General features: G+C 38.0%; 13 protein-coding genes and 1 pseudogene. 8 read left to right on the top strand and 6 right to left on the bottom strand.

Features of this window, described 5'->3' with window-relative positions; genetic code table 11:
* Positions 1-5: 5 nt before the first annotated feature.
* Positions 6-1,982, top strand: a complete 1,977-nt coding sequence (locus tag ACIPKN_RS09325) for a hydantoinase B/oxoprolinase family protein (RefSeq protein WP_400935380.1) — start codon at positions 6-8, stop codon at positions 1,980-1,982.
* Between the two features lie 355 nt (positions 1,983-2,337).
* Complete coding sequence (locus tag ACIPKN_RS09320) at positions 2,338-2,787, top strand: hypothetical protein (protein WP_400935378.1); 450 nt, start codon at positions 2,338-2,340, stop codon at positions 2,785-2,787.
* A 201-nt stretch (positions 2,788-2,988) separates the two neighbouring features.
* Here the strand turns inward: ACIPKN_RS09320 and solA are convergent, their stop codons facing one another.
* The 4 genes from solA to ACIPKN_RS09300 all read right to left on the bottom strand — a co-directional run bounded on the left by solA (position 2,989) and on the right by ACIPKN_RS09300 (position 8,296).
* Complete coding sequence (gene solA, locus ACIPKN_RS09315) at positions 2,989-4,113, bottom strand: N-methyl-L-tryptophan oxidase (protein ID WP_400935376.1); 1,125 nt, start codon at positions 4,111-4,113, stop codon at positions 2,989-2,991.
* A 167-nt stretch (positions 4,114-4,280) separates the two neighbouring features.
* Positions 4,281-5,633, bottom strand: a complete 1,353-nt coding sequence (locus tag ACIPKN_RS09310; RefSeq protein ID WP_400935374.1) for a uracil-xanthine permease family protein — start codon at positions 5,631-5,633, stop codon at positions 4,281-4,283.
* 42 nt (positions 5,634-5,675) lie between these two features.
* The gene (gene guaD, locus ACIPKN_RS09305) at positions 5,676-7,043 is read right to left on the bottom strand and encodes a guanine deaminase (protein WP_400935372.1); all 1,368 of its coding nucleotides are present in this window, start codon (positions 7,041-7,043) and stop codon (positions 5,676-5,678) included.
* Positions 7,044-7,405: 362 nt separating this feature from the next.
* Positions 7,406-8,296, bottom strand: coding sequence for a LysR family transcriptional regulator (locus ACIPKN_RS09300; RefSeq protein ID WP_400935370.1), 891 nt, complete (start codon positions 8,294-8,296; stop codon positions 7,406-7,408).
* 119 nt (positions 8,297-8,415) lie between these two features.
* Here ACIPKN_RS09300 and ACIPKN_RS09295 point away from each other — a divergent pair, with 119 nt between their 5' ends.
* The 5 genes from ACIPKN_RS09295 (at position 8,416) to ACIPKN_RS09275 (ending at position 13,776) form a co-directional block, all read left to right on the top strand.
* Positions 8,416-9,618, top strand: a complete 1,203-nt coding sequence (locus ACIPKN_RS09295) for a YbfB/YjiJ family MFS transporter (protein ID WP_400935532.1) — start codon at positions 8,416-8,418, stop codon at positions 9,616-9,618.
* Positions 9,619-9,787: 169 nt separating this feature from the next.
* The gene (locus tag ACIPKN_RS09290) at positions 9,788-10,378 is read left to right on the top strand and encodes a TetR/AcrR family transcriptional regulator (protein ID WP_400935368.1); all 591 of its coding nucleotides are present in this window, start codon (positions 9,788-9,790) and stop codon (positions 10,376-10,378) included.
* A 105-nt stretch (positions 10,379-10,483) separates the two neighbouring features.
* Positions 10,484-11,581, top strand: a complete 1,098-nt coding sequence (gene pdhA / locus ACIPKN_RS09285; protein WP_400935366.1) for a pyruvate dehydrogenase (acetyl-transferring) E1 component subunit alpha — start codon at positions 10,484-10,486, stop codon at positions 11,579-11,581.
* Complete coding sequence (locus tag ACIPKN_RS09280; protein WP_400935364.1) at positions 11,581-12,558, top strand: alpha-ketoacid dehydrogenase subunit beta; 978 nt, start codon at positions 11,581-11,583, stop codon at positions 12,556-12,558. The genes pdhA and ACIPKN_RS09280 overlap by 1 nt, the downstream gene beginning before the upstream one ends.
* Before the next feature lie 12 nt (positions 12,559-12,570).
* A complete protein-coding gene (locus tag ACIPKN_RS09275; RefSeq protein ID WP_400935362.1) occupies positions 12,571-13,776 on the top strand; it encodes a dihydrolipoamide acetyltransferase family protein in 1,206 nt (401 codons plus the stop codon).
* 147 nt (positions 13,777-13,923) lie between these two features.
* Here the strand turns inward: ACIPKN_RS09275 and ACIPKN_RS09270 are convergent, their stop codons facing one another.
* On the bottom strand, positions 13,924-14,409 hold the full coding sequence (locus ACIPKN_RS09270) for an NUDIX hydrolase (protein WP_400935360.1): 486 nt from the start codon (positions 14,407-14,409) through the stop codon (positions 13,924-13,926).
* A gap of 151 nt (positions 14,410-14,560) precedes the next feature.
* Positions 14,561-15,254, bottom strand: a pseudogene (madM, locus tag ACIPKN_RS09265) (malonate transporter subunit MadM); the annotation flags it as partial.
* A gap of 31 nt (positions 15,255-15,285) precedes the next feature.
* Here madM and ACIPKN_RS09260 point away from each other — a divergent pair.
* Positions 15,286-15,564 (top strand): hypothetical protein, encoded by a 279-nt coding sequence (locus tag ACIPKN_RS09260; RefSeq protein ID WP_400935358.1) that lies wholly within the window; start codon positions 15,286-15,288, stop codon positions 15,562-15,564.
* Positions 15,565-15,577 lie beyond the last annotated feature (13 nt).

Here is a 15,577-nt window from a genome sequence, read left to right as displayed (position 1 = left end):
TGGCTATGAGTACAACGAAATTGGTGACACATCATAAGGTCCAAAATCTAGACCCAGTAACATTTGAAGTGTTAAAAAACGGCTTTGTGAATTTAGTCGATCAAATGGCTGAACAAATGTTACGTACATGTTACTCGTTTGTCATTTATAATCGAGATTTTAGTTGTGCATTATGCGATGCACAGGGGAATACCGTTATGCAGGGAACGCAAGATATTTCCGTACATGTAGGGACATTACATTTAACTGCAAAAGCTGTTTTAGAGGATTTCGCTGATGATATTCATCCAGGTGATGTATTTTTAGTAAATGATCCTTATCGTGGTGGAACACATTTCAGTGATGTGCGTGTAATTTCACCAGTGTTCCATGATGATAAACTGATTGCACTTATGCAAACAAATGGACATTGGGCAGATGTTGGTGGTTCTAACCCAGGTTCCTTTGATATTACAGCAAAGGAACATTACGGGGAAGGGCTACGTATCCCACCTGTTCGTATTTATAGTAAAGGTCAATATTTAACAGATGTTGTGAAGATTATTGTCATGAATATGCGCATTCCGGAAGAACGTATAGGAGATTTAAGGTCTCAAGTGGAAGCGGCAAAGGTTGGAGAGAAGCAGCTCCAAGAAATGATTGAAAAGTATGGCATTCACACGGTGCTAGTAGCCTTTGAAGAAGTTCAAAATTATGTAGAGCGATTAATGCGAGCGAAAATTAAAGCTTTACCAAAAGGACAATGGGAAACGGTGGACTATATTGATATGGATCCGCAATTAGGAGATGGCCTCATTCCAATTCGTGTGAACATGACCATTACGGAGAATGAAATAGCTTATGATTTAAGCGATTCACATCCTTATATTAGCTGTTTTTTAAATGCAGGCTTTGGTTCAGCACTCTCTGGTACTTATGCAGGAACCAAAACATTTTTCCCAGAGATTCCTCTGAATTCAGGATTTTATCGTGTTGTGAAAATATTCCTACCCGAAAACTCAGTCGTTAACGCACCTAGCCCAGTAGCTGTTTCTGGCTATTGTTCAGGCGCTTTTGAAAAAATTATGAATGCCTGCTTCGAATTATGGTCGAATATTATGCCTGAACGCGCTATCGCATGTTCATTTAATTTAGAGTATTTATTAATAGGTGGGTACGATCAGCGGAGAGATAGTAGTGAATATTTTATGTGGTATGACTGGATGGCTGGTGGCCATGGTGGACGTATTGACCGTGATGGTGCAAATACTACCTCGCCGGTTTTTGGGGTAGGTTTGAGTGTTCAACCATGCGAGGGTCAAGAGCGTTTGTCTCCGGTTGTTACAACGAAGCATGAAATAATGATAGATTCAGCTGGTCCAGGTAAATACCGTGGTGGCTGTGGTGTGGAAAAGGGAGGCATTTTAACGGATGTAAACCAAACAGTGATGTCCTATTGCTGTGATCGCTCTCGCTCCATTACATGGGGGATTATGGGCGGCCTACCTTCTATCGCGCAGGGGGCCATTTTAAATCCAAACAAAGAGGATGAAAAATTTTTAGGCACGATTTTCTCCAATGTCGAGTTGAAGAATGGAGAGTCCTTTACACGTCCCTCAGCAGGAGGCGGTGGTTTAGGTGACCCATTAACACGAGATGTAAACGCTGTTTTAGAGGACGTGATAGATGAATATGTTTCGCTTGAGCGCGCAAAACTTGATTATGGCGTAGTCATCCATGAAATTGACCGTGATATAGATGCCTTCGAAATTGATATGACTGCAACATTAAAAGAACGCGATTATATTCGAAAAAATCGTCATAGTTGGCTGGAAACAGATCCAATAGAAGTTGAGCAGATGTATAACAAAGGTGAAATTAATCAAATGGATGTTGTTCGTAAATATGGTGTCATTATGGATTATCAAACAAATACAGCATTGCCAATTTCCACAGAGCAATACCGAGAAGCAATGAAAAAACGTTCTTTAGCATATTGGTGATCATCAAAACGTTCTAGCGCAAATTGCTTGAGTAAAATAAATAAGAGAGTAGTTTACACTACTCTCTCTGTGAAATAAGGGTATACGAATTTTTAATATCAAGGAAGCGTTATGAAAAATCTCACTACATAACTTAAAAAATCTAAAGTTAAGTTGGATGATGGCTAATGCCCAACGAAATATGCTTAGCAAACATATCATATATCAAAACTAATCGGCATGGATAACGAATAAAGTGTTGAATAATAACACCATTAGTGTAAAATTACACTAATGGTGTTATTTTAGTTGTGTGAGTAAATTTTGAAGGACATCGATAAAAAAGTAAAAGTTATGCTAATCGGGAGGGAATGAAATGGCATTTTTACGTTCTTTGCATGTTAAAATTATGATGATGTGTATTGTTGCGTTTTTAGTGGCAGTAATTGGTATCAATCTATTTGATCTCTATCAACTGGGGATACTTGGTATACTCGCTATTATTGTATTTCCAATTACAGTGATTTTAGCTGGAAGACGCTTTGCCCCAGCGCCATTTAATAATTTCACTACGTGGACTGTTATCATTATGATTGGTATTTGCATTTTACATTGGATAGGTCAAGATGATAAGGGACTTTTAATGTCGCTTTTCACGGTTGATTTTGTATATATGTGGCTGCTCTATCACGACCCAGTACGAGAGTATATGGTTGCTAATGATTTTACGTTCTTTCGCTATATCGTGCGCATTGGGCTTGGGTTATTATACGGTATTTTGTTGGATGTCTTCGTCTATTTCGTAAAAAAGATAATGAAACGATAAGTTTACTTAAACAGAAGACAGCCTTATGCCTTTAAAGGCATAAAAATTAAACAACTTTATGATCGTTTTACAAAAGGGCCTGTATCTACAATTACTTGGTAATTAAAGATACAGGCTTTTAATTTCAATGTTTACTTGTTGTTATATATATTTAACTATTAGGAAGTCTTCTCGCAGTAATCCGACACAGTAGTAAGTGCATCAGTTTGTATTAAATCTACTAAGCTTAAAGAGTGATAAATCCTGCTTACTTTTTCCGTTAAGCGTTAAATCAGCTAATACTTCACCAACAGCGCTACTAAATTTAAAACCATGTCCTGAGAAGCCCGCTGCAATGACAATATTTCGATACTCTGGTAAAAAATCAATAATGAAATCTTCATCTGGTGTCATCGAATATTTACATGTTTTTCCGAATTTTAACGCACCATGTTTAGGCATAAAACGATTAATAAAGTTTTGTAAATCTATTAAATCCTGTTCGTCGAATGGCCGTAGCGGATCGTTTGGATTGATAGCCTCACCGCCATCATGTCTGCCAAGCTTTAGGCCTGCTCCATCAATACTGGGAAAACCATAGTACATAGAATCAGCAAATTCAAAACAATAGGCCGGGAAAATTTCTTCATGATAAAGCTGCTCATCCGCCTCAAACCATGCAAATGTTTTTCGCGTCGGTGTTACAGGAATGGCGATGTCCATTGTTTGTAGTAACTCAGTTGCCCAAGCACCAGCTGTCACAATTAAATGTTTGGCCTCGTATATATTATTTGCTGTTTGTACACGGACAATTTCTCCAGCTTTGATGTTCTGCACTTTTTCATTTGTATGTAAGGTTGCTCCTGCTTCAATGGCTAATTTTTTATAAGCGCTAATGCAATCTTCTACACGAAGGACTCCAGCAGTAGGCTCAAAACAAACAACGAAGTCTTCGGGTAAGGATAATCCAGGCCATTTTTCCATTGCCTCAGATGCTGAATACTGTTCTAATGATAAATCGTAGAGCTTAGCACTAGTTTTCACATTTTGAATAAAAGGATGGGCCTCTTCACCGACATTCATTACACCTGTTTGTAAAAATAAAGCTTCATCCGTTAACATTGCAAGCTCTTTCCATAATTCACCCGCTCTTTTGACAAAAGGTACATAGCTAGCTCCTTCTCCGTACGCAAAGCGAATAATTCTTGTCTCCCCATGGTGACTACCTTCTTCGTGGGGAGGATTAAAGGCATCAAGCATCAAGACATTTTTGCCTGCTTTCGCTAAATTATAGCCAGCAGCCATCCCCATCGATCCTGCACCAATTACAATCACGTCGTATATCATTTTAATCCCTACTTTTTTACTATAGTATAACAAAAAAAAGAGAAGGTGGGACAAAAAATTCAGAAATTTAAGCCGATTCCGGACGCCATTATGCCGAGGCATAATTGATATAAGAAAATGCACAATCTCCTAAAAGAGTAGGAGTATTGTGCATTTTAGTTTAAAAGCTATTTCACACTAGGTAATATTTTATTTAATACGATGGCTACTATAGCTGCTGTTGCTATTGGAGAGCCGAATAAGTATTGAACTGTTGTTGGTAATGAGTATAAGAAATCTTTAGGAAGTAACGTTAGAGCTAATGTTAAAATCACTGGCACTGCGATAACATACATTTCCTTTTCACCAATGTTTTCATTTTTCATTACTTGTAAACCACTAATCGCAATAATGCCACAAACGATAACGAATACACCACCGATAACTGCTGAAGGAATGGCAGAAATAAGAGCAGCTAGTTTACCAGAGAAGCCGAATAAAATAAACCAAAAACCTGCAGCAATAAAAACACGACGACTTGCAATACCTGTAATCGATATCACACCTGCATTTGTTGAGTAGCCAGTGACGGGAGTTGAGCCTAGTAATGATGCAATGAAACAACCAATTCCTTCACCGATCACACCGCGATTAATTTGTTTATCCGTTAATGGTTTATCGATGACATTACTCACTGCAAACCATGTACCTGTTGTTTCTGCCATTAAGACGATATAAATAATCACCATTGTAATGATGGCAGAAAAGTTAAACGTGAAGCTGAAATCTGCAAATGGAATTCGAGGCATACTAAACCATTTTGCTTGTGACACTGCTGATAAATCTAAAACGCCCATAATATTTGCTGCAATACAACCTGCGATTAAAGCGATAATTACTGAAGTGATCCGAAATACACGGCCTTTTTTATTAAAGACAAAACCTAGCATAACGCAAAGGATTAGAACGCTAGCTGAAGTTAAAGCTAAATAGATGTTTTGGTTAATAGATGCACCTGCCGCATTAAAAATATTATTACTTAAACCTACAGGCATTAATGAAAGACCGACCACAAAGATAATTGTTCCTCCGACAATTGGCGGAATGAACGTTTTCACGATTTTATTGAAAATACCTGTAAAACCTAAAATAATAACTAAAATGGCGCCGACTAAACTTGCTCCTAGCACAGTACTCCAACCAAGATCTCCACTACCACTTGCTGCATATATACCTACAATGGCACCGATTGGAACATATGAAGGACCTTGCGCTATCGGTAACTTCATGCAAAAGTGAGTTTGAATAATCGTTGCAATTCCGGCCGCAATGAAAGTCGATTGAATCAATGCACTTGATTGACCTGATTGTAAACCGATTAACATCGCAATTAAGAAAGGTACTACGTAGACATCCATTGCCATAACGTGCTGTAAACCAAGTAGGGTAGATTGGCCGAATGACACCTTCTCGTCTGGTAAAACTGTTAACTGCTGAGTTTTCATTTTATCGTTAGCTATTTTGTTATATTGCGTTTCCACTAAGATGTACACCTCAAAATTGTAAATTTGGAATTTTTTTATTTATGCTCTAGCGTGAACCTTATTTCCTTGCACCCAAACTTCACGGATATTTTCAGGGCGCACAAGATACATAATTTTTTGGAAGATATCCTGTAAATCTTCCTTGTTATCAAAAATAGGAAGTTTTGCTGAAGGTATGTTAGTATCGATGATTTGTACATCCCACGTGTAGTTTTCTTGTAATCGACCAATGGGTAGGCTTAAGCTTTCCCCGCCACCTGCTGTTGCTAAATAAAATGCTTCATTAATCGTAATACGTGAATTTGGGACACCACGTTTTTCAGCAGAAAGAGATGTATCAACACCGTCTTCTAACATTCTAGATGACATGACTGCTTGTCTAGCATTATCGAATAGACTAGGTGAGAAACCGCCAGAAATATCTGAGCCTAATCCGATATCAACGCCTTTTGCATGGAAGCGGGCAATTGGAATGACGCTATTTGCAAAATAAGCATTAGAAATTGGACAATGACCAATCGCTGTGCCTGTTTCAGCAAATAACTGTGCATCATCCTCATTTAAGAAATTACAATGTGCCATTACAGATTTATCGCCTAATAGACCAAAATCATGTAAGGCAAAGGCATCATTTTTCTTAAATCGTTCCTTTACATAGCCATGCTCCCAATCGCTTTCACTACAATGTGACTGGATATGTGTATTGTATTTAGCAGCTAATTCTCCTAAACCTTTTAAAGCATCGTCTGTACAACTTGGAATAAATCGTGGTGTTACAACTGGATAAACACCTTGTTTAGTTGATTTGGCTAATTCCTTCACAGCTAAAATAAATTCTTCTGTATCTTTTAGTGCAGTTTGAGTATTTGCATCTCGATAATAGTCTGGATTTTGTTTAGGATCATCCATCACAACTTTCCCAACTAGACCTCGTTGCCCTTTTTTAGCACAAATTTTCGCTAATAGCAGGCTTGCTTCTTTATGGACGGTTGCAAAATAGAGCGATGTAGTTGTTCCATTTGCAAGAAGATTACTTACTAAATCTTCATAGACCTCTTGTGCGAACTCTAAATCGGAGAATTTGGATTCGATCGGGAAGGTGTATGTGTTCAGCCAGTCATAAAGTGGAATATCTAATGCAGTTCCAGCTTGTGCCCATTGCGGTGCATGAACATGCAAATCGACAAAGCCTGGTAGGAAATATTGTCCTTCAGTTAATTGATGAAAATTTTCTTGATGCTGATATGAAGTTAGCAGATTTTGATAATCTGGATGCTCAGGAGCTACTGTTTTCTCAATCATCCCGTTAGCATTAATGAAGAATAAATAATTCTTTAAAATTTGTATTTCAGTAGGAGACTTACTTGAAAAAGCTGTCCCTTTAAAAATTAACGTATATTTAGTCATGAAAACCACCTTAATGTTCGTGTATTGATGAATTCATGGATTATTATAGGTCATTAAAACTGTTTAGTCTATATAAAAACGAATAATAATGATTTCTCTTTTAGGCTTCTTGAATGAATGTCACTATTTTTTTATAGATTTTACAGGCATTGGGATTAATTGTTGCTGAAAGTTGAGGTGGGATGTCATCAGTTGATTGGAGTGGAGGCAGGACGCCCTCAAGTAGCCCGAATGGAACGTAAATCTACCTCCCGTGTTTTGGTGATGAGATATAGTAGATTACAAATTTTAGATATAAAAAACTACACATCAATTCGTTATTGCACAAATTTTGTGTAGTTCGAACTTTTGAAAAGTAATTGTTATGAAATTGAATCATTAATGATGTTACTAAAAGTATTAAAGGTCGAAGAGGTATTTTGTTCATTTTTCCTTGTGCAAAGATAAATAGGACGCTGAATATCGATGTCTTTTATTAAAACTCGCGCTACTTGCTGTCGTTGAATGAAGCTAGAAGCCGCTATGGATGGAGCTAGCATCGTACCATACCCAGCTGCAATGGCGTAAATGGATTCATTGATCCCGTCCAATTGAAGCCCTACTCTTGGTGGTGGAATTTTATGAACTTTACATAAAGCATTCAAATATTCTTTCGTAGAGCTACCATCTTCACGTGAAACAAATGGCTGCTGCATTAATTCCGCTAATGTCACTTTCTGTTCTGCCAGCGGATGACCAAATGGGACGATAAACCAATAATCAAGATTCATGAGAAATTGATAATTAATATCTGGATGATGCCCATCTTCTTTTACGATAAAAGCCATATCAACCTTATAGTGAAGCAATTCTTCAATAACCTGCTGGGAGTTAGCCGTTTTTATGTGGATATTAGTTGTCGGATAGGCTTGTTTATACTTTGCGAGCCATTTTGGTAATAAAAAATGGGATGGGACATGGGTAGAAGCAATTTGTAATTCTTCATTACCTGTGTTTTTTAATTGCTCTAGTTTGTTTTCAATATCCAATTCTAAATCAAATAGTCGCTGAGCCTGTTTAAATAAAAATTCCCCATTTTGTGTTAAGGTAATTCCTCGACCTTTTGGTTCTAACAGCGTTAAGCCTAGTTCTTTTTCCAAATTTCTAATTTGAATGGTAACGGCAGGTTGACTAATCATTAGAGCTTGCGCTGCCTTAGAAACACTTTTGAGCTCAGCTACTTTTGTGAATAATCTAAGAGCATGTAAATTCATTATGTATCCCACCTCTTATAAAAATTTTTTATCCTTTTATATAAATTATATATTAGATTTATTAATTTTCACTCTGTATCCTTTTAATTACAAAAAGTTTTTAGGGGGTGGGAGACATGATGAATCGACAGCACATCGGAATTTTATTTGGTGGGGTGCTATTACTTGTAGTGGCTATGGGGATTAGCCGGTTTGCATTCACACCAATTTTGCCATTTATGCGTCAGGATGTCGGGTTTTCGTTTGAAGTTGCAGGGTTTTTAGCATCGAGTAATTATATTGGCTATTTCATTGGCGCTTTGTGGGCAGGGTTTATCAATCGCCAAAAGAAGAACTTTTTATTGTTAAGTGTTGTCTTGAATGTCCTTTCTGTTGTTCTTATGGGAATCATTGAAATATATAGTATTTGGCTTGTACTTCGTCTGATTGCGGGCATTACAGGGGGACTTATTTTTGTATTAACATGTAGTATTGTTATGGATTATTTAGCAAAGCATTCACTTACACGATGGTCAGGTTATTTATTTGGTGGTATCGGATTAGGAATTGCTATTTCAGGTTTATTAGTCCCTGCTATTGAAGCACGTTTTGCTTGGCAAGGTACATGGATCGGTTTAGGGGTTTTATCTGCAGTTTTTTTAGTGACAACATTTATACTTTGGAGAGATTTGCATGTACAAGATAGTGTGAAAACCGTAAAATCCTCGGATGCAAAAATGACAAAGGGCTTTATGCCATGGTTGATTGTCGCCTATGGCTTTGAAGGATTAGGCTATATTATCACGGGTACATTTTTAGTGGATATCATTCACAATATTCCTTCACTACAAGCATACTCTTCGTATAGCTGGGTCATTGTTGGGGTAGCGGCTATTCCATCAGCACCTGTTTGGACTGTTTTATTAGAAAAATTCTCTGCCATCAAAATTTTAGTAGTCGCCTATGTATTGCAAGTATTAGGTATATTGTTACCAGTATTTTCACAAACAGTATGGAGTGTATTATTATCGTCATTTTTATTCGGCTTAACATTTGTAGGCATTGTGACGTTAACGACCTCTTATGCACGTCAGCTATTCCCGACGCAAAGCGGTCCAGTCGTATCATTATTAACAACATTTTATGCCTTTGGACAAATTATCGGACCGATCATCGCGGGTCAGCTTGTAGCAGTTTATAGTAGCTATAAGGCAGCACTTGTCTTTGCAGGAGTCATTGTATTTTTTGCATTGATTGTTATGTTATGTGGAAGGTGGATCACTGTTAAACGACAATCCACTGTAGACAATGTATTGCCTATCAAAACTCAATCTAGTCCTTAAACTAGAAAAGCCAGAAATCCTATTGGGAATTTCTGGCTTTTTTTACCGGTTTTTTATGTTGAAAGGATAGTAAAATAGATGGCTTTGGATTGAACGCTAGCTAAAAGTTGACTTTAAAAGGAATTATTTATTATGTTTAGTAAAACGAAAATTTGGGAGGGTGATATAGGTGGATAAGCGAGAGCGAACAAGAGCACAAATATTAGTAGCGGCAAAAAATGTTTTTTTAGCAATTGGATATAAGGAAACGACGATCAAGTTAATTGCCAAGGAAGCAGGACTAGGTTACGGGACGATTTATTCTCATTTTAACTTAGGGAAAGAGGAAATTTTGGCAACTTTAGTTGAGGATGTCATGGGCCCATTCTATAAAATTGTAGAACTAAATTATACGCCTAAAAATAAGCAAGAGGCTTTTAAATTTACGTTTAAAAATACATATAATTACTTATCCTTGGCAGTTGAAAACAAGGAAATATTTAGATTGATTCATGAAGCAAAGGGGGTGTCCCCGTTAATTGAGGAGAAATGGGAATCAATCACGGATCAATTTATTAAAAGGGTGTCTGCCAACGTAGAAATTGTTCGACAGCTGGGGCTGATTCGCAATGAAAATTATCATGCAGAGGTTATTGCGGGTTCATTGTATTACATTGGAGAGCGGTATTTATGGAAAATTATTTTGGACAAAACAGACATTCCAATTGAAGAAATTGCACGTGATATGACAACCATGTATATATACGGTTTGTTTAAATAATTCTGCTTAAAGTGAAAAAAAGCTAAATAAAAACAAAATTAGCTAATGACGTGGCTTCGGTTTCTTATTTATAATAGAAATAACGTTATAAAGGGAGGAATTGAAATGTGGTTAAATCAGTCATGTTTAGAGGGAGAAATTGAAATGTGGTTAAATCAGTCATGTTTAAAAATTGACGCCGCGTCAGTTTTGGAGGAAGATTGTTCGCTTTCGGAAACTTTCTTTAAAAGAACGGCCACAGATGAGCAATGCATCGCAATGTATAAACATATGGTACAAGGAAGAATCTTTGATGGCATTGCATTGAAATTTCAGCGCCAAGGTAAAATAAAAACATATCCACCAATTAGAGGGCAAGAAGCAGCACAGGTTGGAAGCGCTTACGCATTGACTTCGAATGATTGGATTTATCCTAGTTACCGAGATATTGCGGCTTCATTTGTTCACGGGATGCCTATCGATAAGTTCTTTTGTTACACAATGGGTAAAATGGCTGGGCAGCATTTAACTGATTTATCTATTTTTCCTATTCAAATCGTTATTGGAGCGCAATTTTTACATGCGGTAGGTGGGGCATGGGCTAGTAAATATAAAGGGGAAGAAAGTGTTTCGGTTGCTTATATGGGTGATGGAGGTACCTCTGAGGGCGATTTCCATGAAGCATTAAATTTTGCAGGTGTATATAAATTACCAGTGGTTTTCTTTATTCAAAACAATCAATGGGCAATTAGTAATCCAATTCATAAACAAACCGCTAGCCAAACAATCGCACAAAAGGCTTTGGCTTATGGGATTACAGGAATTAGAGTAGACGGCAATGACGTATTAGCAGTTTATGAGGCAACGAAGCTTGCTATAGAAAAAGCTAAAAATGGAGAGCCTGTGCTGATTGAAGCTGTTACATTTCGCCAAGGACCTCATACAACTGCAGACGATCCGACGAAATATAGAGACCAAGCTGAAGTTGAGCAATGGCTGACAAATGACCCTATAGAAAGAATGAAAAAATTTATTGTTTCTACTGGACTATGGGATGAGAGGCAAGAGGAGGAGCTGTTAAATGACTGTGAAGAAATCGTTTTAAAAGCCTATGAAAAGGCACTTACAATTGAAAAGACAACGATTCCAAAAGTACTAAGAGCAACGTATGAAACAATGCCTCAAAACTTAGTAAGACAAATGCAACAAAGAGGAGGGGTGTAATGATGGAGATGACAATAGTACAGGCAATCAATACATGTTTAAGCCAAGCAATGGAAAATGATGAAACAATCCTCTGTCTCGGTGAGGATATCGGAAAGAATGGTGGGGTTTTCCGTGTGACGGACGGGCTCATAGAACGTTTTGGAGAAAGGCGTGTAGTTGATACACCGATTGCTGAGTCTGCAATTATCGGAGCTGCAGTAGGTTTAGCCACTAGAGGACTTAAACCAATAGCAGAAATACAGTTTTTAGGGTTTATTTATGAGGCGATGGATCAAATGGTAGGACAAGCTGCACGCCTTCGTTCTCGAACGGAAGGTACAGTTACCGTGCCACTGGTTGTTAGAGCACCGTACGGAGGAGGGATTCATGCACCTGAATTACATTCAGATAGTTTAGAAGCATTGTTTTTACACTCACCAGGTTTAAAGGTAGTTATGCCAAGTACACCTTCCGATGCTAAAGGGTTACTCGCAGCGGCGATTAAAGATCCAGACCCAGTATTGTTCTTAGAGCCATTGAAGCTATACCGAACGATAAAAGAGGAAGTACAAGAAGAATACTATGAAGTGCCTATTGGTAAGGCGGCGATTGTTCAAGAAGGGGAGCATGTGACCATCGTTACATATGGTCCGAGTGTCGTAACGGTAAAACAGGCAGTAGCGCAATTACAAGAGCAGGGTGTGTCTGTGGAAATCATTGATTTACGCACAATCGCACCTATTGACTATGAGACTATCATTCAGTCGGTAGATAAAACTGGCAGACTAGTCGTTGTTCATGAAGCGGCAAAAACAGGCGGTGTAGGGGCGGAAATCGCAGCAGTTATTGCCGAAAACTGTATGTATGCTATGCATGCACCTATTTTACGTGTCACAGGTTATGATACACCGTTCCCAGTATCGAGCATTGAGGCAGAATGGATGCCAACCGTAGCGCGCATTATAAGTGCAGTACAAAATGTCATGAAAGAATAGGGAGGGATAGTAATGTATGATTTTTTACTCCCTGATATAGGGGAAGGTTTACATGAAGCAGAAATTGTTGGCTGGTTTGTAAAACAAGGGCAAAAAGTAGCGATTAATGAGCCGTTAGTAGAGGTTCAAACCGATAAAGCCGTTGTAGAGATTACAGCGCCAATTACAGGGGTGATTGAGAAGCTTGGAGCCGAGGAGGGGAATACCATTACGGTAGGTAGTCTGCTTTGTCAATTTAGTAAAACCTCAGATTCGTCACCACCCCAGCGAACTCAGCCACTTGAAGAGAAAATAGAGGAGAATATGCCGAAAAAGGTGACTGAATTTTCAATATCCAATAGGGTGAAGGCAGCCCCTTCAGTTAGAAAAGCAGCACGGACTATGGACATTAATATTGAAGAAATACAGGGCAGTGGACCAAACGGACGGGTGTTGCGAGGTGATTTAGATAGACATGCTAAACAATCATCGTCTGCGATAGCACTAGTGCAAAATAAGTCAAAACGTAGTGAAGATGAAGTGAATGAAAATAAAATCATCCCTATTCGTGGCTTGCGCAAAGCAATCTTTGAAAATATGCAAAAAGCTGTTTCTAAAGCAGTATTATGCACCGGAATGGAAAAAATTAATGTAACGAAATTAGTGGCTTTTAGGAAAAGTATTCAACAACTGCCGGAAATGAAGGACAAAAAAATAACTTACTTACCTTTTTTTATCAAGGCAGTAGCGACAGCTTTACAGGAACATGAGCAGTTTAATGCCAAGGTAGATGAAGATCAAAAAGCACTTGTGATTTTCCCTTATATTCATATTGGTGTTGCAGTTGCTACTTCAGATGGTCTACTTGTGCCAGTGATAAAGCATGCAAATAAAAAAAGTATTTTTGAAATTGCAGAGGAGCTAGAAAGCTTATTGGCAAAGGCTCTTTCTAAAAAAGCAACGGTAGAAGATTTAACAGGTAGTACTTTTACGATTTCTAGTACAGGAAAGGACGGGGCAACATTTGCGACGCCGATTACGAACTATCCTGAAGTAGCAATCCTGGGCACTCATAAAATTGTGAAAGAGCCAATCGTAGTAGAAGATACAATACAAATTGGCCATACAATGACACTGTCTTGCACATTTGATCATCGTGTTATTGATGGCGAGCCAGTAAATGCATTTATGCGTAGTTTGGCAGACTATTTAGAGGAACCTGTACGTTTTTTACTATAGTTCAAAAATGATAGATGCTAGCCAAAGCGATTTCTGTTGTTCTGTGGATAGTATGCAAGTGTCGCTGTGCAAAATGAGATTTGCACAGCAAAGAAAATAATTAATCCTCGTAAACGCCTCTGTTGTGTTTACGAGTTTTTGTGTCATCTAGACAGTAAATGTTTGTGCAAATGGGGTAGAAGTAACGTTGATCAATTTATTATCTTTATATGTAAATATATATTCATAGTTGGTTGTTTCATCCAACATTTTCGGTAAGTAATATTTTAAATCTGCTATTCCTACATTTTTAGGATGGAAAATCCATGATAGATCTTTCCAATCTAAAATGCCTTCTGCAACTTTAATCGGTGTCACATAATGATAGGATTCTGGTAATTCAGCAATAAAAGCATACATACAGCCGTAGTCGGTCATTCCATCAGTCCAGGTTATTTTTCCTTTGAATGTAATATCGTTCAGTAAGATGCCCGTTTCTTCCTTAATTTCTCGTAAGGCACCAGCTAGTGGCGTTTCATTTTTCTCAATCTTTCCACCTACACCGTTCCAAGCTCCCATCCATTCTGGAAAGTCTCTATTTAGCAATAATATTTGATCACCCTTCTTAAGAAAGCAAATTGTAAATTCAACCAAGTCTTGTCCCTCCTTTTTGTTTGTTAAAGCAAAAAAATTCAAGCCGTATATGCCATTGCTCTTATCAAAAAAACTGTAGATGAAAAAATAGTAGCACAAACTAGATAACGTTTGCGCTACTAAAAAAATTATTTTTGCATTATTGTTATTGCTAAAAAATCATATCTGTTAATAAATAGAGTACGGTAGGTGCTAGTAAGCACCTAAGCCTGTATAAAAAGTTGCAGTAACTGCTCCATAAGGTACTAGTTTAGGATCTGTAGCTGCTAATCCTCCTGTTACACCTGAGGTAGTTCCCATTTACCCACCATAAACCATAGCAGTAACAGGGTTATTCAAGCCGATATACTTTGCAACAAAAGGTGTGCCCACCATCACAAGTACTGATTTTACCAAACCAGCAGCAATACTAATGGCAATTACTTCAGAGCTTGCACCTAAAGCTGCTCTGTAACGGGGCCAACGATATACGTAACTGTGCCAGCCCCAATTGTTGCAATACTAACCGCATCATTGTAGCCAAAACTAGTAGCAAAAATAACACCGATTATAAAAGATAAGACTACTCCGATGAACAAAGAGAGGATGCCACGAAGTCCTGATTTTTTTATTTCATCGAAATTGGCCCCAAAAGAAGTAGAAACAATGGCGAAATCACGAAGCATACTACCACCTAAGAAGCCAATACCCGCAAGGAAACTAACATCTGAAAGACCTTTCGCTCCACCAGTTGTAACCCCACCAATATAAGCCAAAATTAAACCAAGCACTATTGCGATAGCAGAGCCGTGGATAAGCCCCTTTGTTAATTTATTTGAAATTAAGTAAGCTATCCACATTGTGATGATGTCGGCAATTGTTTACGCGAGGCAACAATTGGACCAGCAAGTATTAGATTATTTGGATAGTATTGATTTGGATTTTACGATAAAGGATGATATCGGAAATGTATATGATGGCACAAATTTTGGAGGTCGTGGCTTTCCAAACGATATAAGCACGGGTAAGACGCTTGAGAAAATAGATGAAAGGGCAAAGACTTTGACAATTGTGCCACATGTTCGCCTCACCAAATCATCGGAAATGATGGTGAACAAACCGAAGAAAAGAATGCATTCGGTGAATCAGTTGTTAGCAATGGGACAACAGAAGTAGCGGATTATAAAGA

It is taken from the genome of Lysinibacillus sp. NPDC086135 (assembly GCF_044746345.1).
In the GTDB taxonomy this organism is placed as follows: Bacteria; Bacillota; Bacilli; order Bacillales_A; family Planococcaceae; genus Lysinibacillus.
This window is presented reverse-complemented; position numbering and strand designations above follow the sequence as displayed.